This is a genomic window from Aeromonas sp. FDAARGOS 1408 (genome assembly GCF_019048665.1).
Lineage (GTDB): Bacteria > Pseudomonadota > Gammaproteobacteria > Enterobacterales > Aeromonadaceae > Aeromonas > Aeromonas dhakensis.
In genome coordinates this window covers 4,344,359-4,366,132 of the sequence record NZ_CP077394.1, presented here as the reverse complement: position 1 = coordinate 4,366,132, position 21,774 = coordinate 4,344,359, and the positions used below count along the sequence as shown (strand labels likewise).

The following is a 21,774-nucleotide window of genomic DNA, read 5'->3' as shown; positions in this document are numbered from 1 at the left end:
GCAAACAAAAAGCTTACAGTAAGCTACTCAAGCGCACCCAGCGCCAATATTCTTCATTCTTATTATGAATCAAGGTTGAATACAAATCGTGATTTTTAGCGCTGAATGATGCCATCCATTTATTCTGCCGAAGAATAAATTGCGAGGCCAAATCATCACAAGCGACAATACCTTCCATGTAAAATAGTCCTCTATCAAGATCAGCCTTTGAATTACCTCGAACCCATATATCTTTTCCACTTTGCAGTATTCGTTGATAAACCTCAGCAAATTCATCTTTACTTAAATAACGAACAAACTTCCCTGTCCCAATATAACTTTCTTTTGCAGCGCCAAGACTAAATGAATAGTCAAAAACAGTAATTTTCGAGTTTTTTATATAATCAAATAGCTCGGAGCCACTCCGAATTGCATAAAGTAACGTGACGCCTTTGGCAAAAAAAACATCATAACTAACGGGTAGTTCAGAGGAAGCATCAGTTGTAATTACTTGGTATTTTTCGTGCATCAACTTCGCCATTAAATTAAAAAATGGAGAAATATCATAACCAAACCAATTAATACTAGACAAATCGACCTGTATAGATGGCAATTCCAGAGCTAGTTGTAATTGCTGAATAAACTCCATCCCATCGATGCACCCAAGTAAAGTCTGGCCAAGTTCAAAGAAAGAGGAACCAATCAACTCCAACGCCATCAGTTTATTTAAATTAAAAACAAAATCGTCAGCATGATGAATTTCATCGGCATATATATTGGCAATATCATTGAATTCATTGCTACATAAAAGTCGGATCATCCTATGATACGAAAATAAATCATTCGAGTAGCGAGCATGCATTAGCCAATCATATGCTTTAGCATTAGTTCGGAAATCATATACTGTCTTTTTTCCAAGTTCTGGATCAATCGAGCCAAACTCAAGATAACTAAATGCAATGCTTTTTGACTTTAAAGAGTCAGTATTCATGATAATCCTTCATAACTAAAATCAACTATTGTCAGCCCACAAACCCAAGACACAATAATATCTTAAGCATTAGTGTATACAAAAAATCTCTCATCACAAAACATCCATAAATGACAATGCAAATGTATCACCAGAAAAAGTGAATATGTCATTCTTAAACTTATATTTATCAACCAAGTCACAATAAATTTCCGGCAAATATGCCTGAGAACAAATTAGCACATCTGCCGAAGCATTATTTAAATCATGAGGCGCTCCGACTTTCTTCCCTAAAAAAAATGAGCCTTGCTTTTGGGGGTCAGAATCGACAATACCAACTATAATTACCCGTTTTTCTTCTAAATTCCACTCAATAAAGTCTAAAGCAAACTGCCCGGCACCGAATAGAATCACATTACGGATTGAATATATAGGTTTTAATGTGGCGAGATTAACTATTTTTAAATCTCTTGACATGTTTGATTTAGTAACAATAAGATTTTTGTCATAGGTATTTTTTAGCCATGATTCACTATCATTGAGTGAATCATGATTATCTATCATTTCATTTTGAATAAACTCTAAAATATTCCGACCTTTGCTCAACCACCAATCGATAGCTTTATCTGAAAGCTCAAGACTCAAACATTCATCTATAACAAACTGATAAAAAAACTTTAGCGCATGCCTATAATAATAAAACTTTAGCTGAGTGACCCGAGAATATGAATCAGCTGCGAACAAAAGTGCCTGTTTATAATTCATTCCACAAGACGATAGAGCTATAAAAAATATATTCGCTGGCCTACACGATAAAACATGCAAACCAATGAATACCCTCATGTCAATTTTTTCTGAAAACGTTATGTCATAATAATTCCAGTCAGGATGTGGTTTTCCAGTGAGTATATACTCAATATTTTCGACAAAATAACCTACTGAGTTTCCAGCGTTATGTACTCCAACTGATTGACATACTCCAGCTCTTTTTTCTACAGACTGAACTTCATTAGTTGATATCAATTTATTAATGGTGGCAATTAAATTATTTTCATGACATACGTAGTATCGCTCTCTATCATTTATGTCACTACACTCAGATTCAGGCAAATGCAAAAGCGTAGGTCTTCCAGTTGCTAACTCGAATAAATGGATTGAATATTCCCTATGAGTTAGCATTAGGACACCCCTAGAGTAGTCACTAATATAATTATCTGAATCACTATATAAGAAATTATCAAATCCAGAACCTAATTCAATACATCTGAGAATAACCTCATGCCCACGATCTAGATGATAAGGTCTGAATATGATTTCATAATTAGGAAAGTTGTTAAGTAATTTTTTTAATGTTGGGAAAATAGAGTCAACCACCCACGATTTTTCTATCGCTAGGTATGAAAGGTGATAAATTATCGCATCTTGTTTTTTGCAGTATGTAACCGCATTGAAAAAAGCATCCAGCTTTGGAAGACCAAAAGGGATTTCACACACAAACGGATGCTTGTGAAATCGCATGCATTCTGGAAACTTGTTCATATAAGAGTTGCTCGGTGACTCTACATGATGTCGTATTCCAAGAATATAATCGAAGCAGAAACCACCACCATATACGTCAATGGTTTTCTTTATATCAATGTCGATCCCATGTTGGCACCCAACTTTTACAACTGAACTGGGAAATCGAGAGAAGAGATCATAATTTGATTCACCAAGAATGATAACATCTAACAGTGATAGCCTTTCAAACTCGGAGTCTTTATATATAACAAGAGTAATCTCGCAACACTCTTTCATATACCAAACATAGTTTTTTTTAAAATCCAGCTCATGAACGATAGCAACACAATCAATATTTTTGTAGGTATTTAGCTCGCGCAAAAATTGTATCGATTGATTCGCGATAGCATTGAAGAATAAATTAAAACCAACAATGTATTTACCCCCATTAAAATGATTCCAAATATCAATCTGTTCTGTCACCGAGCGAACTACTGGCTGTCCAATCATATAGTTACCGCATAAAGTTTAAACATATAGATTGCTATCCTCCTGCTATATTACACAGCGTTCTTGACGTTCTTAACATAAAAATCAGAACGTTTAGCCAAATCATCTGACAATTAAAATTATTTAACATGCAACTGACCATCAAACGTTACGAAATGAACATTCGAGTCAAAATTTGACATTATCTCATCTAAATAATTATAATTGGATATGATAACTAATTCTGGCGATAATAAAACCGCATCAGCTGGAGATATTATCCTTTGCCCAGTCCCTGGAATATACCTACCCTGTTTATTTATATTAACATCGACACCGAATTTTACTATATCCTTATTCAAACATAAATGATTCATCAAGGTCACCGCTCTACCAGATACCCCCCAGATCAATATATTTTTATATTCACTTATTATTTTTAATATTTCCGAGAAATCAAGAACCCCAGCATTTAGTTTGCTGCAGATAACTCCAGAATATTGACCATTGAAGAGGTTAAATACACTATCTATTTTTAAATGAAATTTTTTTAACAATCCTGTAATAGACAGAAGAGAATAATAACTATGATACTCATGGTATAGCATGCTGAAATCACCAGCATCCATTATGTATTCAAGTGCTGTATATTCAATATAAATGACGCCATCGTCAGCTATTGAGTCCCTTATGGAGTCAATCAGATTCGGACAATTTATAAATGAGTCGAAACAATGTCTTAAAATAACAAGATTGTATTTCGTCTCACTTTTGGAAAAGTATTCCTTGTGGATTATATTAGACAACCCGTACTGTCCATCATAAGCAGGATCAAAACCACAAACTTTTGTAACCTTTACCTTATCTATTAATAACTTTAAAAAATATCCACTCCCACATCCTATCTCTAGAACGCTAGATGATTCACCCAGAGAACATTCAGAAATCAACTTATCAGCCAGCCCAGATAAATACTCTCTATAATACGGAGAAGACATTTGGTCGTTATTGTATCGAGCATCATAAGCAATATCATCTGCACGAAATGATGGATTAAATAAATAACAACAAGAATTACAGTAGTAAAAATCCACTGCAATTCTATTGCATGTTATTGCTTCACTTTCTGAATCATATAAAACATTTTGAAGAATAGGAGAGTTATCCAAATGAAAATACAACTCAACATTAGAGCTGCAATGCGGGCATATATATTCCATAAAACACCTACGATTGAATATTTCGGCGATTAGACTTCATGTTTAGAGTCATACCATTTATTAGAAATGTCATCGTATAATTATGGTAGCCAGAGACATTTGTAACCCCACATTATTTTATTCGTTTCAAGTACCCATCGGGCGCAACCGTTATCATTAGTTTATTTTCGATGAACTCGTCCACTACAAATCTAGTATCTTTAGCTAAAAATGAGTGAACAGCTGTTTTAGGATTATTCCCAGGCCCCCAAGGACGATCACTGGATAATGATTCTGGTAGGTCTTCGACTATAGTATCAAACACAACACAATAACTACCTACGCTGACAAGGCCTGCATATGCCTCTAATTCAGCTAACACATGATCATGTGTATGGTTACTATCTAAACAGAGTAGGACTTTTTCATATCCAGCCGCTATTTCATAAACCTTTTTAATGACTTCAGCGTCGACACTAGAACCTTGTAGCATTTGTATTCTTGATGATAGAGGATGACTATCTATCTGTACTCTATTATGCTCGCGTATATCAATATCAATACCAATCACTTTCCTTTTACTATGGCGAGGATCAATCGTAGAGCCAGACTCTATTGCTTCAAACAAGTCCAACTGGGCAAGCATGGCTGCGCTAAAGATAATAGACCCGCCATGAGCAATACCAGTTTCAATTATTAAATCTGGTTTAACATCAAAAATAATTTCTTGCATGGCGACTATATCTTGTGGATATTGAATAATTGGTCGGCCAGCCCAACGAAAATGATATGAATATTTTTTTTCACAAGATAAAGACATCCATCGTGATGTTAGCTCACAAAGAGATTTAGATTCTGCCATTTGGCGAATTTCATCTACACATTGCTCTTGGAATATTTTGTCTTGTCTCATATATTATTGCTCCACAATCTCAACTCATAATTTTTTTTACTATACCAACTACTGTATCAATGCTTTGCTCACTCATATCATGATATGACGGCAAATTAATTGCGCGTGTCGAAATGCAATATGATCTGGGTGTGGAATTTTTTGATGAAAATGGTGGCGTTGAACTCAACGGCCAAAAAAATGGTCTGGCATCTACGCCTTTCGATTGAAATAAATGTTCAATATCAACTCTCGTAATATTTGTACATAAGCCAAATACCAACGTTGGCATCCAAGCTCCATTAACTCCATTATCTGGCTCTGGATTCATGCTTAGACCAGAATAAGACAACAAAGCATCCCGATAATAATTCAATATCTGTCGCTTGCGAGCAACTAACTCTTCAATCCGTTCCATCTGACCGCAACCGATCGCTGCTTGAATGTTCGACATTTTGTATTTATAACCCACAGTCTCAGGCCAGAACTGACGAGTCTGTCCACGAACCCGGCCATGATTACTCAGAGTCAGTACACGTTCGTAAAGTTCAGCATCGTTTGTGACGAACATTCCGCCCTCACCCGTTGTCAGGGTTTTTGTCCCATGAAACGAGAAAGCACCGAAACGTCCCATGGAGCCTGCGCGTTGTCCGTGGAACACAGAACCTATCGCCTCCGCGGCGTCTTCAATCACCGGAATGCCATAGCGCTCACCAATGGCTAACAATTGCCTCATGTGGCAGAGATTGCCATATAGATGTACAGCAAGAATGGCTTTGGTACGTGGAGTGATCGCCGCCTCTACTAACTCAGGATCCAGACACCAAGAATCAGGTAATATGTCTACGAAAACAGGTATCGCCCCCAGATGAACCACTGGTGTGACACTGGCAATCCAGTTACTATCCGCTAATATCACCTCATCGCCAGCACCGATACCCAACGCGGCCATCCCCATATGTAAGGCCCCGGTACAACTTGAGGTAGCGATAGCATATTTAACCCCCAAATATTCACGGAACAGTCGCTCAAAACGATCAATATACTCGTAACAGCGCTCCCCCCAGCCATTGGCAGCCGCATCTGTGGCGTAACTAATTTCCAACGAGGTGATAGAAGGCTTGGTATATAAAATTCGCTCACTCATAAAATCTCCAAACTCGGGACAGCGACGACAAAACGAGTACCTGCAGAACGCAGTGGCGCCAGCTGGCGGCAGATTTCATCCGCCAAATTCCAAGGCAAAATCAGGACACAATCTGGTGGATTAGCCATCAGCACATCCGGAGACATAATTGGAATATGACTGCCAGGTAAGAAGCGCCCTTGTTTCGATCTAGCGGCATCGCAAACATAGGGCATGAGATCAGGACGAACACCCGCATAGTTCAACAAGGTATTACCTTTAGCCGCAGCACCGTAGGCAGCCACAGTTTTTCCAGACTTTTGCTGCGCCAATAAGAAAGAAAGCAGAGCGTTTTTGATACAGTCCGCCCGAGCTTGAAATGTCTGATAAATCTCCAACTGATACAATCCAGCCACGGCTTCCTGCCGCAAACACTCAGAAACAGCCGTAGTAATGGCTCGTTGTTCATCAGCATGACAGGCGAAAATTCGTAAGCTTCCTCCATGGGTCGCTAAAGACTCGACATGGAACACGAGCAAGCCAACCGAAGCCAAAATCTGCCGCACCGTTCGCAATGACAGATACGAAAAATGCTCGTGATAAATTGTATCGAACTGCACCTGCAACAATAGTTGCAGCAAATGCGGAAACTCCAGCGTCAAGGTTCCACCAGAATTTAGCAATCGCTTCAAACCACGGCAGAAGTCATTGATATTGGGAACATGGGCTAGAACATTGTTGCCGATCAGCAGATCTGCACCTTGACCATGTTTGCACATCTTTTCGGCTAATTCGGCAGAGAAGAACTCCCGGATGATCGGGATACCAAGCGATTCTGCGACGGCAGCAGTGCCAGCGGTAGGCTCAACCCCGAGACAAGGTATACCTGCCACTACAAAGTTCTTAAGCAAATAACCATCGTTGGCCGCAATCTCAACAACATGACTCTTGGGCGTCAGAGATAACTCATCGAGCATACGCGTGCAATACAGAGCGGCATGAGCCAACCAGCTGCTTGAAGTACTTGAAAAATATGCATAATCGGCATGAAAAATTTGATCTGCCGAGGCAAAATCCTCAGTTTGTACCAACCAACACTGGTCACACACTCGCAAACGTAATGGGAACGTCACCTCGGGCCGAGAGAGATCATCAGAAGACAAATATGCATTAGAGGGCGGAGCAAAGCCCAGATCGAGAAAACTATGAACCAACGGTGCATCGCAGTGTCGGCATCTCATTGAATTACTATTCCCTGAAAATTGTCGTTTAATGCAGGATGCTGGTGATCACGTACGGATATTTCCGTTATCGGCAGCGGCCATGAAATCTGAAGTCGTGGATCCAGTGGACAGAGTCCACCTTCCGCGGCAGGAACATGAACCGCCGAATGACAATAGAGAATTTCAACTTCGTCACTCAGTGTCTGAAAGCCGTGAGCAAACCCTTCTGGAATCAACAAAGAACGGTGGTTATCATCAGAGAGCTCCTCAGCGTACCACTGTAGAAAGGTCGGAGAATCCGCTCGAATGTCGACGATCACATCCCAGATACGTCCCTGAATACAAGTCACCAGCTTTTTCTCGGCATACGGCGGATGTTGATAATGCAGTCCTCGAATCGTGCCACAGCGCGACGTGTATGTCAGATTGACCTGAGCAATACATGATTTCCACCCCAACATTGCCAGCTCTTCGGCACAGAACAGTCGGCTCAAAGTACCGCGTGAGTCACCACGCACTTCACGCTGTAACAATCTGGCGCCAGGCAAAGGTTCGGACAATAGGGTAAAACGGCTCATAGCTGAGCCTCATAGGCTCTAATTTGTTGCTCACACAACTCTCGAGCGTCCGCTCCCTGATACCAATCACGATACCAACACATAGTCTGCTCAATAGCTTGCGACAATGACCAGCGAGGCAAAATATTCAGCGCATGACGCGCTTTGGCAGTTTCCAGTGCTAACCAACCAGTCTCATGAGGTCCAGGATCTCCCACCAAGCGCCAAGCCTCTTGGCATAGACCAAAACTGAGCGCAGCCAAATTAACCACCTGCGCCACACTTGCCGCATCCCGGCTGTCTGGACCAAAGTTATAAGCCCCGGCCAACCGTGGCTCGTGATATAGACGTTGTGCCAAGACCATATAGGCCGCAACAGGTTCTAAGACATGCTGCCATGGACGAACCGCCTCGGGTCTTCGGATAGCTAACGTCTGACCGACTTGCCAGGCCCGCACTGCATCTGGTATCAAGCGATCTGCGGACCAATCGCCCCCACCGATGACATTACCAGCCCGAGCAGTTGCAACCGCAACGCCTCGTGCAGCCAGGAACGCATCACGATAGCTGGTGATTACCAGCTCGCTAGCCGCTTTACTCGCACTGTAAGGATCATGCCCCCCCAGACGGTCACTCTCACGATAAGGCCAGTTGGATTCCAAGTTGGAATAGACTTTATCCGTGGTCACCATGACAACACTCTTGACCGAATCTGACGACCGAAGCGCGTCTAACAGATACACGGAGCCCATCAGATTGATTTCGAATGTTCGAGCAGGTTCGGCATATCCTTCGCGTACCAAAGATTGCGCAGCCAAATGGAATACTACTTCGGGCTGTGACTCCAAAATCAGAGGCCCGAAATGTCCCGGGGCACAGACATCACAGATATGGTGCCGACAAATCTTCGCTACCTCGGCAGCTTCAAATAAATTTGGTGTTGAATGGGGCGCGAGGCTAATTCCCGTCACTTCAGCCCCAAGACGATGTAACCATATAGTCAGCCAACTACCTTTGAATCCGGTATGACCGGTAACGAGCACCCGCTTCCCCTTCCAGAAGGATGCATCAACACCCCGTGTCATACCCAAACCTTCCAAGCGGCCTTGTGACTGGCCCATAACTCCTCCAGTTGATTCTTTTCCCGTAACGTATCCATTGGTTGCCAAAAACCTTGATGCTCAAATGCCATCAACTGCCCCATATTGGCCAACGTCACCAGTGGCTGTCCTTCCCAACTGCACTGGTCACCATCCAATAACTGAAATATCTCTGGAGAAAGCACAAAAAAACCACCGTTAATCAACCCCCCATCACCACGCGGTTTTTCAGAAAAACCTGTCACCACGTCACCCGCTCGTGTCAGAGCACCATAACGTCCAGGAGGGGAAACGGCTGTCACGGTCGCCATCTTGCCGTGACGTTGGTGAAAATCGATTAGTTGACCGATATCAACATCACTAAGCCCATCACCATAGGTAAAACAAAAAGCCGATTCGTCTTTTACGTATTCAGCCACACGTCGTAACCTTCCACCGGTAAGAGTCTCTTCACCTGTATCGACTAGAGTAACGCGCCAGGGCTCTACGTGGTTATGGTGCACCTCCATGCGATTATTCTGCATATCAAAGGTGACATCAGACATATGTAAGAAGTAATTGGCAAAATATTCTTTTATAACATAGCCTTTGTAGCCAAGGCATATAATGAAATCATTAACACCATAATGTGAATATATTTTCATAATATGCCAAAGGAGAGGCTTTCCACCAATATCAATCATGGGTTTTGGGCGAAGATGTGACTCCTCACTGATTCGAGTTCCTAACCCACCGGCAAGAATGATTGCTTTCATAAAATGCCACCTATAATGAGATGATTTAAATTAAAACTTGGTTAGATTAAATCATTTGGCATTAAAGCTTGTACACCAAGATTTTTCTGGAGTGCATGTATTATTTCATTCTCAACATAAGATTTCATCCGTTCATCTCCATGGTAAAGCGTGGCGAAATCATCAAGATAATAGCAAATATAATCATATTTGCTTAGATACTCATCATTTCCAGATATTCTTTTTGATTGAGTTTCAGTCCTATGCTCAAAATAACGCCGATAGTAGAATTCATTCTCCATGAAATGGACATTACCAAACCATAGAAGGTGACTAATAATAACATTATCAGCTCCAGTTTTTTTTCTAAATTCGAAATTAACAAGGTTATTACGTCTAAAGACAGAATGAAAAAAAGTACAATTATTGATATACCTTACCGACTCTAGATATCGACCAATTCTTTTGGGGCTGAAACGATAGATAGCCTCACTCATTACATCAACTTCGTCATCATCACGAACAGCACATGGTACACCACAAACCATGCTTAACTCATCATGATCCATCAGCATAAGGACTGCACGCTCAATATACCCATCTGATATATAATCATGCCCACCAAGCCACATAAAAAATTCTGTATTCGCCTCTCTAAAAAGAAACTCAAAGTTAGCTATTGCACCAATGTTTTTTTCCTGCCTATATAATTTAAAACGAGCATCACCAGCAACTAGTTGCTGACATAACTCAAATGTGCCATCATCTGAACAATTATCAGATATCAAAAAGCAAACATCTTTCCATGACTGTCGCTTAAGAGATTGTATAGTTTCCTCAATATACTCATACTCATTGAAAATTGGTAGACCAACACTTACGCTCCCTTTAAACATAAAGCCCCACTTATCTTTTATATTTATGCTCGTATAACCAAATCACCATCTTCAATAAAACGACCTCTGGTGTCAACGATTAATTGAGAGCACATTTTTATCATATCATAATTAAAATCATCATGGTCAGTGGCAACCAAAACACAATCATAGCCTGATATGGATTCAGCCGATAAACTTATACTACTCATAGCCATTTGATACTCACTAACATTCTCAATTTTCGGCACATAAGGATCACTATATGATATTAAAGCCCCCAGACGAGATAGCTTATCCATTAGGTGGATTGACGGACTCTCTCTTATATCATCTACATTTTTTTTGTAAGAAACGCCCAATACTAAAATTTTACTACCCTTAATGGACTTAAATTTTTCATTCAATGCAAATACAATTTTACTAATAACCCAATCGGGCATTGCGGCATTCACTTCCCCAGCTAATTCAATAAATCTTGTATGTATCCCATACTCCTTTGACTTCCATGAAAGATAAAATGGATCTACAGGTATACAGTGCCCTCCCAAACCAGGGCCAGGGTAGTATGCAGCATAGCCAAACGGCTTGGTTGCCGCAGCTTTAACCACCTCAAATATATCAATACCCATTTTATCTGAAACTATTTTCATCTCATTAACCAAACCGATATTGACCGCTCGGTGAATATTTTCTAATAGTTTTGTCATCTCTGCTACACGGGTACTTGATACAGGGACTACTGTTTCTATTATCGACTGATAGAGGGCAACACCAACGTCTAAGCAATGTATTGTTATTCCCCCACACACCTTAGGAATCGTAGAGGTAGTATAAAATGGATTAGCAGGGTCTTCCCGTTCTGGAGAGAACACTAAAAAAATATCCTCCCCTATTGTTAGCCCCTTCGACTCTATTCTTGGCTGTAGCTCTTCCTCCGTAGTACCTGGGTATGTTGTTGACTCCAAAGATATTAACTGGCCGCTGTGCAGATAAGGTTTTACTCCATCAATCGCATTAATGACAAAAGATATATCAGGTTCTCTATGTTTATTTAATGGCGTAGGAACACAAATTATAACGACATCAGCAATACGAGTATCGCTGATGTCGTTAGATATGCTTAGGCCATCAGAAACGGCGGCTACTACCTCTGAGCTTTTTATATGAGAAATATAGCTAAACCCATTTTTAAGCATGTCAGTTTTCTCATGATCAACATCAAATCCGATCACTTTAAAACCTTTATTACAGAAACAAAGCGCCAGTGGCAAACCTACATACCCAAGACCAATAATAGCAACGATAGCATCTCGATCGTAAATTTTTTTCAACAGTGAATATTTCATTTCCAACCACCCAAAAATAATTGGTCAAGATCTCTATTGGTTATTAACAATCCGATCAACTTGATTCTTCATGAAAACCCCCCAGTCGAAGTTGTTTTTTGCAAAATCTCGTAATATATGTTCTGCATCTGATATATAAAAGGATTTACATTGATTAAATATATTAACCAAATCGACGTCAGCATCATCATCACTTACACGATAAACACCTGGGAGATTTGAGAAATCAATGCTATCTTGATAACTTAGAATAAATGGTAGTCCAGCAGCCATAAACTCCCTGACCTTTAGCGGCTCTGTTTTAATATTTCTTCCTTGTCGCCGGTGCAACCCTAAGCATGCAACACCACAATGAGCTTTGTTATAAAGCTCAATTAAATCATCACCATCTACAGAACCGCAAAATTCAACCATGTCCATAACATCATATTTCTCAGCAATTCTGATTAATTCATTTTTTTCTGGTCCTTCACCAACAACATAATAACGACATCGCACATCTGGCACTTTAATTTTAAAATCTTTGAGTGACTTAATTATTCTGTCATAGCCATGCCAGAAAGCTAGAAAGGCTACGCCAATAAGATTAAACTCTTTATCAATTTTTTTTCTTACTGGGCTTTTGTTAAAATCAAGAAATTGGACGCCATTTCCTGTTTTTATTATTTTTCTCCCAAGAAAAACATCTCCATCTTCACATGAAGGAGAAAATACACCCGCAACATAAGGTGTTATCATCTTTTGATTTTCAACATCAACTACTAATTGTTCATCTGTCAGCTCACCATTGTATGGGTATGTTGGGATCTCAAAATAAACAGTAGCTTTTTCGGCTGCAACTTTTGAAAGCAATGCCAATGAGTGATCATTAAGAACACAGTATCGTATATACCATCTGTCAGCGTTTATTTTTCCTTTTCTTATTAAATACACAACCTTCTCGAAAAAAATTTCATCCCCATATGGGGTATGACGATAAAGCGTTTCTCGCCCTGTTTCTCTCCCATCAACAAAATTAGTCAAGATAATATCCGAGCCATCCATACACAATAGAGAAATGCTTACGTTATTCTTTGACATATGAATGCTCTGCGCGTAAATTTTTTTTCTTACACCAATTAGACCTTTTGTCTTTAGATTAACGCAAGCAATTACGCATATATTTAACATAACACCTCTAAAGTTTTCAAACAAAAAATAAAGCTTTATCTAGAATAGATAATCGCTACATCCCTGAATCCTTGGTTGACTGTCTTATAAAATATAATGGAATCCGACATTTATCATGAGAAAACGATAAGCGAAGTGGGATCACAACAACAAGCTTACTGTGCTCTTAAAAACGTCCCATAAACTTGCTTATATATATGATGAACAACGTGGTAAATATTGAGCATGCTTTACTGAGATGGTGTAGATAATAGCTTGATTTTTCTTCTTTTTACAGTAGCATATGGCAGATCTTGGCGTTATTATAACCATCAAATATTCACCTGTTTTATCATGAGTTACAATGATTTGAGAAACCGTTGTCTGCTACTCTCGTCTCCTCCTCATGCTGGTGAATTTTTAATTTTCCTTCATCATGGGCCTTGATAACTATTGGTATTAATAATGAGATGAGCTGTCGGACCTCACCTGGATATGCGTTAATTAATATCGCCGGCCTTGCTGCTTGTGCTGTTACTTCTAGAGCCTGGTATACGCCATCATCGAAGCAATTAATTAATGAAGTTTTTCATTACATGCAACTGAGATTCTAATAGTCCCAGCTGCTCAATAGCAGAGTCTCTATAAGTAGTGCCTTCGGTGACCATGAACGACATGTGGCAGCTATTCATAAAGATTATTGTAGCAATGTAGAGTAGATAATAATATCACCTATCCAAGCCTAACAAATCAGGTATTATCCCATAGTCTTGCAGACTCATTTTTAATATCTATTTCAGATTCCTCAAAGTAACCTCCGGCTATGATGACCAATAATTAAAACCAGATAACTCCAACCATCTCACCGCTCTAGCAGATCTTACCCACTGTTGATATGCCTCTTGCACTGACAGAAGCGGAGCGTAAGAAAAGTAATACACTAATAGAAAGGTGCTGCCTTCATTACTCTCACTCTGATCCACCAAGGCCCACATGAGATGAGTACTGGTAAGTAAAAATAACAACTAATTATAAACGTTCTTCATGCAAAAACTAGTTTATAGCTGAGGGAATCTCTCCCCTAAACTTAGATAACGGATTGAACGATATGTCACTGAAACTCCTTCGAGAATTAATAACTCTTAATAAAACAAAGGTGATGACGACTGTCATATTAGCTCAATCTGACACTCAACGATAAATATTAATTTATTGACCGCCATTGGACAAGCCCTCATATATACATAATTCCAAACTTCGATTTAATTTCTTCTATTATTTCTTCACGATGCGGAAGTGATGCTACTATCACTACATCAATTGAACTTATATCGACAAGACACTCTCTTATTTCTACCCCCATAAAATCGCCAACTACAACCTTGTCGACAAGGCATTCAATAGAATATGATGTCATATTTGTTAATATTTCATGACACAACCTACGCCCTCTTTGCCCAGCTCCCCAAACACCTATACGTGCTCCATCAGGGAATGAAAGCCTTAACCTAGACAATATTTCAATGTCATGATCATCAAGGTATGACTGCAACGGTTCATTAGCATAATCAGTCTCTCTGCGACTCACCAAATAACTACCTTTAAAGGGATGATTAGAATATATATGCCAAGGTTTCTCCTGACCGCAGAAGTGTACCAAAATGGGTAGAGAATTATTCTGCGCAAGATGATTGGGCTGGGCATTCCATTTGTTATCGATATAAACCGTCTTGTTTTCTAAAACAATATTTAATGCATCCTGATCATTATGCTCAAAGCCATTATTCTCAATCAGTAAGCGCAATGCTTGTTCACTGATATTTTTGTCTCTCCATTTATCGAGATTCATTAGCATAAAGCCTGCGTTGAAATACTTTCCTGAGGATATTCCTCGCATCAGTTGTTTTTTCTTATCACATCCCAATATGTGATCAGATACAACGGCAACGATTGCATCCCCCATATCTATCGACCAAAGCGGGCTGATATCTCCCAGAGCAATCATGTCGGAATCGATAAATAAAACTTTATCAATGCTTTTCAAAATATGTGGGATCGCAAATCTATAATAGGTGACTTCATTCAACCTATTATTATAGAGGTTACTGATGGGAATATCTTTATAATCTGGTAGATTATCATAAAACTTAATAACTAAGTTTTCTGACTCTAGCTTTGATAGCTTAAATTTATTTGTCTCACTCAGCCTGGCTAGAACATGACATTGTAGTTGAAGGTCATGACTGAGGTGTTTCCCTAAACTATGTATTAGGGCCGCTAGGTGAACAGCAAAAGAATCATCAATACAGAAAGCAGAATGAATTATTTTTCTCATATCATTACCTAACTCAGCTATTGAAACAATGTCAAATTAGCCAAAAACTTTATTAAACACCCGTTCCGGTTCATTCCTATGCTGCCATGCAAATTCATGACGCTCATCAAAGAACCACTGAGACTGAACAGAGTCCGTGATGAGCGAATCAAACAACGCCCAGTTTCTGGCGCGTAAAAAATACAGTGCAGTGGAAAACAAAAGATGGCTTTTCCCCTTTTTCACCAACAGCTCATCCATTCCTACCTCAAGTGCCAAGTCACACGCGGACAACATATCTTGCAAGGCAAGCTTACGACGTTCATCTGAAGCACGAATAGTTCCACAAATGCTGTCGCTATGGACTCTATAACGCCCATACACCTGTGAAATACGGTCTATTCTTCCTCCCAAATAAAATGAATTGAGAATATGCCAGGAGTAATCGTTCACTACATGGCAATCAAGATTCACTGCATCCAACATTCTTTCATGCCGACGGAAAGCACAGGAACTGGTATTGAAAAAGAGTCCGTACTGGACTAGGTGTTCCGGACCCGCTCGCTCAGGGATATATTTCGCGTTGTAATAATTCCTGCTGAATAGCGAGGTGGTACGATTTGAGTCGCTATCAAATACTTCAGCCTCATGATAAACGAAACCACAATCGGGATGCCTATCCAGATGATTGGTCAGCGCCTGCAGCTTGCCGGGAAGAGCCAAATCATCTCCATCGACATAAACCATGTACATTCCCCGAGCTTGTTCCAGCAAAGCACGTATGGTCAGGCACACCCCTATGTTTTTTTTGTTTTGCAAGATACGCAATCTCGGCCACTGCCTTGCCAGCCGCTGCATGATGGACCAGGAGTCATCACTCGAGCCGTCATCGATGGCGATCACCTCGAACTCGAAATCCGTCTGCTGCTCGAGCAGGCTGAGCAGGCAGGGTTCGATGAAGCGCGCCAGATTGTAGACGGGCACCAATACGCTGACTTTCATAGGGAAATCCAAGGGAAAATGAATAGAAAAGAAGCGGATGGAAGAAAATGGGCAAGGCTACCGCACGGTCCCTGTCAACCCTTCTCCCTCTCTGTCAGGTTTTACTGCAAGAGGTATGCCTGACCAAGCTAATCCATTGAAGCTGCTGGATTTATGTGAGCCACACCCGATTATTCACGTCGGCTGAGGCCACGACTGCACTGTTGCAGCATGTCGATGCCATCCCAGTGCCATTCGAATGCGAGCGCTTGTCCCGGCGCCACCACCCGGTCAATCCGGCAGGTGGAGGCAGTCGGCAGCGCCGCCTCGACCCCGGCCCTGTCACCGCCGACCCAGACGCAGGTCTGCATGTCCCAGGGCTGCGCCAGCAGCTCATTCAGGGTATCGGCCACAAATTCGGCAACTGTACCTCCTCCGACGTGTGCGAGCCGCAGCGTGCTGGTCGGAGTCAATAAGGTGACGCCGGGCAAGCTGGTCACCTGCATTGCCCCCTGCTCGGCGGCATTTTGTTGACTGTGGATGAGCCTCTCCATCGCCAGGGCGGGATCGGCGGCAAAGGGAGCAAACAGGGCTTCCAGCAAGCGGCGGCGCAGCCCCTCGTCGGGCTCACCCAGCCAGCAGAGAGTGGTTGGCGAGGCGCAGGCCTGCTGGTTGAAACGGGTGCAGTCCTGCTGCAGGGCAGCCAGCGTCAGTTGCCACTCTTGCGGATCCAGCCCGGCCAGCCAGCGACTGTCGAGCACCGCCATCGAGCGGCGATCCGGAAACACCACCTCCTGCGCCGTCGGTGCCAGGGGAATGGCCCGTACCTGGCGGATGGTCTCGTCGCCACCCCAGATGATGCGCAGCCGGCAGCGCGCCGACAGCCAGGCGGTGATGCCCTCGTCATGGTCATAGCGAATGAAGCGGGTACGGGCGGCGATCGCTTGCCATTCACCGAGGCTGAACAGTTCGTTGAGGATCGCCAGCATGGCCTCCTGCTGCGGATCGCGGCGTGACGACAGCCGCACCACGCAGGGGTTGCCCATCAACAGACCCATCAACCAGGAGTAGAAAGCCACCATCGGCACGTTGGAGGGCACCAGGTGAAAGGTGACCCCCAGCGGCCCTCGTCCCTGCAAGCGCTGTTGTTCTCTGGCCAGCTGACGGGGGCGCAGCCAGAAACCGAACGCAGCCAGATCGGGGTGACGACGACCCTCTTGTTGCAGGCGGGCCGACAGCGCCGCCACGAAATCGCAGATGACGGGGGCAAAGCAGGGCAAGGGCTGCGGGCAGAAGGTTGGCCAGCCCGTCGTCGGGGTCACGAAGCTGACCGCCGGCCCCTCCTGCCAGAGCTCGGTGGTCGCCCCAGACAAGGTCATTGGAAGGTGTCGCTGCATCCCCTCACCTCGGCGCCGTGCTGGCGTCCCGCTACGTGAAAATAACGGCCATGGCGGCCACAAGGGCAGTCATCCTCTCCCAGCAGCACGCCGAGATCCTCGGTCAGCAGGCTGTGGCCGGGATAACTGCCGGGAATGGCGGAGAGCACCTGCAGCAGGCCGGGTCGGCCGATCCCGAGCGGCTGATGGGTGAGCGGATCGCGCACCTGTACATCGGCAAACACGGGAGCATGCAGGTGTCCCTGCTCGCACTCGACGAAGATGGAGCCTACCTGTTCCACCATGCCGTAGAAGTTGTGCACCCGGCCCAGCCCCAGCTGGTCACGACAGCGGGCCTTGAAGGTGGAATTGTCCACCGCCAGATGCTGCAGCTTCTTCCAGCCGCCGCTGTGAAACAAAATGCCCTGCGTCAGCGGCAGTTGCAGGCCGCGCTCGCGCAGCGGCTCCAGCAGGCATTGCCAGACCATGAAGGTGAAGCCGAACAGCAGCACCGGCTGGCCGGCATATTTGTCACAGAAGGCCTCGATGACAGGCCAGTTGGGCCGCATCTGCTCGTCGAGGGCATAGGTATGGTCACGGCCGAGGAAGGAGAGCCCCAGCGCGCCCGCGCCGCGCGCCGAAAAGCCGCTGCGGTTCTGGATGAGGGCGGGCTGCTCCACCAGCAGCATGGGCAGGCGCTGCTTGCCGACAAACTCCTGCAGGATCTTCACCAGCACCTTGCTCTGCAGGGCGGCGGTTTCCCTGTCCAGCACGATCCGTGATGGCGAGCCCGTGGTGCCCGACGAGGTGAGCACCTTGAACACCTCGCTCTGCGGCATGCTCTGCCATTGGGCCAGTTTGAACAGCCGGGCCGCCAGGTAGGGCAGCGCAGCGTAGTCGGTCGCCGCGGCCGTCCAGCCGAAGGCTTGCAGCACATTGTCATAGGCCGTGCAGTGGGCCTGATGGTGCGCAGTCAAGGCGTTGAGCCGCGCCAGCAGCAGCGCCTGTTTGGCGGCCTGGGGCAGGGCGAAGACCGGCGCGCTCAGCAACTGCTCCATCACGCCTCCCCCGCCAGTCTGGCCAAGGCGGCGTAGTCAATCTTGTGATTGGCGGTGCGCGGCAGTTGTGTCACCTGCACCACCTGCACCGCCCGCGGCGGGGCCTGCAGCCACTGCGCCAGCTCGCGCTGCAAGCCGTCGGTCGTCAAGTCATCGCGGGGCTCGACGGCCACCAGCAGGCAGTCGTCACGCCCACCGCAGGCCCCCGTCCAGCCCCAGCGATGAAGCTGGCTCTCGACCTCCGCCAGGCTGACCCGCTTGCCGAACAGCTTGAGAAAACGGCTGAGCCGGCCGCAGATGTAGTAGCGGCCCGCCTCGTCACAGCGGGCCAGATCGCCGGTGGCCAGCTCCTGCAGCTGGGCGCCCAGCGCCAGATCCTCGGCCGTACTGGCGTAACCCAGCATGACGTTGTCGCCGCGATAGACCAGCTCCCCCTCACCGGGCTTGCCCCCCTCCAGCGCGCGCAAGGCGAACTGGCCGCCGGGAATGGCGCGACCGATGGCATCGGGATGGGCGGCCACCTCGGGCGCCGCCAGCCAGGCCATGCGGGCGGTGGCCTCGGTCTGGCCATACATGACGAAGAAGCGCCGCTCCAGCCGCAGGGCCTGCTCGGCAAATTGCTGCGCCAGCGCAGGTTCGAGACGCCCGCCCGCCTGGGTCAGGGTCTGCAACGAAGGGTAGCGGGCCCAGTCAAAGCGCAGCCGGGCCAGCATCTGATAGGTAAAGGGCACCCCGGCAAAGCTGCTCACCTCGTGCAGATCGACTTGCTGCCAGAAGTCACGCTCCAACACGCTCCCTTCGTGCTGCACCAGGGAGGCGCCCACCAGCAGATGGCTGTTGAGCACCGACAGGCCGTAGGAGTAGTACAGCGGCAGGCTGGTGATGGCCCGCTCGGCCGCCGTCAGCGCCAGATAGTCGGCGATGGAGGCGGCGTTGGCCGCCAGATTGCGCCCCGACAGCCGCACCCACTTGGCGCTGCCGGTACTGCCCGAGGTTGGCAGCATTACCGCCAACGCCGGGTGCAGGATGGGCATCGTCGCGGCGAGCCGCTCCAGCTGGCCGACGTCATTGACCCGCCAGCTCACGCCAAACTGCCGGCAGCTGGCATCGTGCTGACCCGCAGGGAGGGCGGGGTCTGCCAGCATCACGACATGCCCCAGCTTGAGCGCCGCCAGATAGTGCAGCAGGTGGGCGGTGCGGGTGAAAAAGGGCAGATAGACCAGGCTGCGCTCGTCCGGATAGCCGGCCGCCAGCCGCGCCACCCGCCGTGCCAGCTCGCCGTAGGAGAGCCAGCCCTCTTGCGGGTCGCACCAGGCCGGCGCCGGGTTGTCTTCCCGCAGGTGGGCGAGCAGTACGTACGCGTGATCCATCAGACCGTCATGCCTCCATCCACACCGATGACCTGACCGGTCACATAGCTTGCCAGGTCGGAAGCGAGAAACAGCGCCACCTTGGCCACCTCGTCCGGCGTGCCGATGCGCCCCATGGCGATGCTGGCGAGCCGCTCGGCAAACTTGTCGTCCGGGATGGCGTGGGCCATCTCGGTATCGATGAAGCCGGGGGCGATGGCATTGACCCGGATCCGGCTGGCGGCCAGCTCCTTGGCCAGCGACTGGGTGATGCCGATCACCGCCGCCTTGCTGCCGGCATAGCTGCAAAGGCCGGCGGCACCGACCCGCCCCATCAGGGAGGCCAGGTTGATGATGCTGCCGCCACCGCTGCGCTGCATCAGGCGGGCGGCATACTGGCTGCAATAGACCACGCTGAAGGTGTTGTGGCTGAAGGTCTGCTCCAGCTGGGCCTGATTGACCATGCCGAGCAGCCCCTCTTCCAGCATGCCGGCATTGTTGACCAGCACGTCCAGCTGGCGCGTCTGGGCAAACAGCTGCTGAAAGGCCTGCTTGACCGCCTGCGGCTGCGCCACGTCGACACAAAGCGAGTGACAAGGCACGCCGAACTCGGCGCCGAGCTCATCGGCCAGCCGGATCATGGCCGCCTCGTCACGTCCCGCCAGCCACAGCTCGGCCCCCTGCGCGGCAAACAGCCGGGCAATGGCGAGCCCGATGCCGCGCCCGGCACCGGTGATCAACACCCGCTTGCCTTGCAGCAGCCCCTGCATCAGAGGGCGACCCCGTATTTGGCGAGGATCTTCCGCGCCTTGGCGACCGAGCTCATGTCGATGATGTCATCGGTATCGAGCAGCACGCCGTAGCAATCCTCCAGCTGGGCGATCAGGCCCATGTGGGCGACGGAGTCCCACTGGGGAATGCTGTTGTAGGCCAGCTGGTCGCTGACAGTGCCGACGTCGATGCCGAGGGCATCGGCAAAAACCTGTTCCAACGCTGTAGTCATCTGAAAAATCTCCGTAGCCGTTCTCGGGCGGCATAATAGTCGGCTGGCTGCAGTTCGAGGGCGATGAAGTCACCCTGTTGCCCCTGTTGGCGATAGCCGAGCTGTGCATTGAGGCGCAGGGCGGCGTCGTTGCCGGTGCGCACCAGGGTGCGTATGCAGCCGAGCCCGAAGGTATCGAAGCCCTGATCGAGCTGTGACAGGGCGGCGGCGACGGCCAGCATGGGGTGGCGCACGCTGGAGCGGCCCAGATAGAGGCCGGCATCCGCCACCGGCTGCCCCTGCAGCGATTGCCGCGTCTCCCCTTTCAGGTTGACGTAGCCAGCCCGCAGGCCACGGCACCAGAGCACCCAGTGCTGCTGGTCAGACCGTTCCAGGCTGCTGACGAACCACTGCCGTTGCTGGCGGGGGGAGATGAGCGCCTGCTCCACCATCTGCAACCGCACCTCGTCCTGGTTGCGCCAGCGTCGCAGGGTGGGCAGATCCCAGGGCTGGAGCGGGCGCAATTCGACACCATAACTCATGTTCAATACCAACGACGTTCCATCACTTGC

General features: G+C 46.4%; 20 protein-coding genes. All 20 read right to left on the bottom strand.

Features of this window, described 5'->3' with window-relative positions; genetic code table 11:
• Positions 1 to 13: 13 nt before the first annotated feature.
• Positions 14 to 970 carry a hypothetical protein gene (locus I6L38_RS20210; protein ID WP_043170571.1) on the bottom strand — a complete coding sequence of 319 codons (957 nt, stop codon included), beginning with the start codon at positions 968 to 970 and terminating at the stop codon, positions 14 to 16.
• Between the two features lie 93 nt (positions 971 to 1,063).
• Positions 1,064 to 2,932, bottom strand: coding sequence for a nucleoside-diphosphate sugar epimerase/dehydratase (locus I6L38_RS20205; protein ID WP_226009259.1), 1,869 nt, complete (start codon positions 2,930 to 2,932; stop codon positions 1,064 to 1,066).
• Positions 2,933 to 3,078: 146 nt separating this feature from the next.
• Entirely contained in the window at positions 3,079 to 4,158 is a 1,080-nt protein-coding gene (locus tag I6L38_RS20200; RefSeq protein ID WP_043172350.1) for a class I SAM-dependent methyltransferase, read from the bottom strand.
• Between the two features lie 112 nt (positions 4,159 to 4,270).
• Positions 4,271 to 5,050: a cephalosporin hydroxylase family protein gene (locus I6L38_RS20195; RefSeq protein WP_052248702.1), complete on the bottom strand. Its 780-nt coding sequence runs from the start codon at positions 5,048 to 5,050 to the stop codon at positions 4,271 to 4,273.
• Between the two features lie 19 nt (positions 5,051 to 5,069).
• On the bottom strand, positions 5,070 to 6,176 hold the full coding sequence (locus I6L38_RS20190) for a DegT/DnrJ/EryC1/StrS aminotransferase family protein (protein ID WP_216988880.1): 1,107 nt from the start codon (positions 6,174 to 6,176) through the stop codon (positions 5,070 to 5,072).
• Complete coding sequence (locus tag I6L38_RS20185; protein WP_043170569.1) at positions 6,173 to 7,396, bottom strand: methyltransferase C-terminal domain-containing protein; 1,224 nt, start codon at positions 7,394 to 7,396, stop codon at positions 6,173 to 6,175. The genes I6L38_RS20190 and I6L38_RS20185 overlap by 4 nt, the downstream gene beginning before the upstream one ends.
• The gene (locus I6L38_RS20180; RefSeq protein WP_080760857.1) at positions 7,393 to 7,956 is read right to left on the bottom strand and encodes a dTDP-4-dehydrorhamnose 3,5-epimerase family protein; all 564 of its coding nucleotides are present in this window, start codon (positions 7,954 to 7,956) and stop codon (positions 7,393 to 7,395) included. Before I6L38_RS20180 ends, I6L38_RS20185 begins: the two co-directional genes overlap by 4 nt.
• Positions 7,953 to 9,056 carry a CDP-glucose 4,6-dehydratase gene (gene rfbG, locus I6L38_RS20175; RefSeq protein WP_174704169.1) on the bottom strand — a complete coding sequence of 368 codons (1,104 nt, stop codon included), beginning with the start codon at positions 9,054 to 9,056 and terminating at the stop codon, positions 7,953 to 7,955. The genes I6L38_RS20180 and rfbG overlap by 4 nt, the downstream gene beginning before the upstream one ends.
• On the bottom strand, positions 9,017 to 9,790 hold the full coding sequence (gene rfbF / locus I6L38_RS20170; RefSeq protein WP_005306697.1) for a glucose-1-phosphate cytidylyltransferase: 774 nt from the start codon (positions 9,788 to 9,790) through the stop codon (positions 9,017 to 9,019). The genes rfbG and rfbF overlap by 40 nt, the downstream gene beginning before the upstream one ends.
• Positions 9,791 to 9,831: 41 nt before the next feature.
• Positions 9,832 to 10,665 (bottom strand): glycosyltransferase family 2 protein, encoded by an 834-nt coding sequence (locus I6L38_RS20165; RefSeq protein WP_005306700.1) that lies wholly within the window; start codon positions 10,663 to 10,665, stop codon positions 9,832 to 9,834.
• 23 nt (positions 10,666 to 10,688) lie between these two features.
• Complete coding sequence (locus I6L38_RS20160; RefSeq protein ID WP_043170568.1) at positions 10,689 to 11,993, bottom strand: nucleotide sugar dehydrogenase; 1,305 nt, start codon at positions 11,991 to 11,993, stop codon at positions 10,689 to 10,691.
• A gap of 33 nt (positions 11,994 to 12,026) precedes the next feature.
• Positions 12,027 to 13,073, bottom strand: a complete 1,047-nt coding sequence (locus I6L38_RS20155; RefSeq protein ID WP_226009258.1) for a glycosyltransferase — start codon at positions 13,071 to 13,073, stop codon at positions 12,027 to 12,029.
• A 1,303-nt stretch (positions 13,074 to 14,376) separates the two neighbouring features.
• On the bottom strand, positions 14,377 to 15,477 hold the full coding sequence (locus I6L38_RS20150; RefSeq protein WP_043170567.1) for a glycosyltransferase family 8 protein: 1,101 nt from the start codon (positions 15,475 to 15,477) through the stop codon (positions 14,377 to 14,379).
• 36 nt (positions 15,478 to 15,513) lie between these two features.
• Positions 15,514 to 16,458 (bottom strand): glycosyltransferase family A protein, encoded by a 945-nt coding sequence (locus I6L38_RS20145; protein WP_005306711.1) that lies wholly within the window; start codon positions 16,456 to 16,458, stop codon positions 15,514 to 15,516.
• Positions 16,459 to 16,628: 170 nt separating this feature from the next.
• The gene (locus tag I6L38_RS20140) at positions 16,629 to 17,816 is read right to left on the bottom strand and encodes an acyl-CoA reductase (protein ID WP_201889686.1); all 1,188 of its coding nucleotides are present in this window, start codon (positions 17,814 to 17,816) and stop codon (positions 16,629 to 16,631) included.
• Positions 17,813 to 18,871, bottom strand: a complete 1,059-nt coding sequence (locus tag I6L38_RS20135; protein ID WP_201881095.1) for an acyl-protein synthetase — start codon at positions 18,869 to 18,871, stop codon at positions 17,813 to 17,815. Before I6L38_RS20135 ends, I6L38_RS20140 begins: the two co-directional genes overlap by 4 nt.
• On the bottom strand, positions 18,871 to 20,241 hold the full coding sequence (locus I6L38_RS20130) for an AMP-binding protein (RefSeq protein WP_201881097.1): 1,371 nt from the start codon (positions 20,239 to 20,241) through the stop codon (positions 18,871 to 18,873). Before I6L38_RS20130 ends, I6L38_RS20135 begins: the two co-directional genes overlap by 1 nt.
• Positions 20,241 to 20,990, bottom strand: coding sequence for an SDR family NAD(P)-dependent oxidoreductase (locus I6L38_RS20125; protein WP_017784221.1), 750 nt, complete (start codon positions 20,988 to 20,990; stop codon positions 20,241 to 20,243). The genes I6L38_RS20130 and I6L38_RS20125 overlap by 1 nt, the downstream gene beginning before the upstream one ends.
• Positions 20,990 to 21,223: an acyl carrier protein gene (locus I6L38_RS20120; protein ID WP_216988879.1), complete on the bottom strand. Its 234-nt coding sequence runs from the start codon at positions 21,221 to 21,223 to the stop codon at positions 20,990 to 20,992. The genes I6L38_RS20125 and I6L38_RS20120 overlap by 1 nt, the downstream gene beginning before the upstream one ends.
• Positions 21,220 to 21,756 carry a GNAT family N-acetyltransferase gene (locus I6L38_RS20115; protein WP_201881099.1) on the bottom strand — a complete coding sequence of 179 codons (537 nt, stop codon included), beginning with the start codon at positions 21,754 to 21,756 and terminating at the stop codon, positions 21,220 to 21,222. The genes I6L38_RS20120 and I6L38_RS20115 overlap by 4 nt, the downstream gene beginning before the upstream one ends.
• Positions 21,757 to 21,774 lie beyond the last annotated feature (18 nt).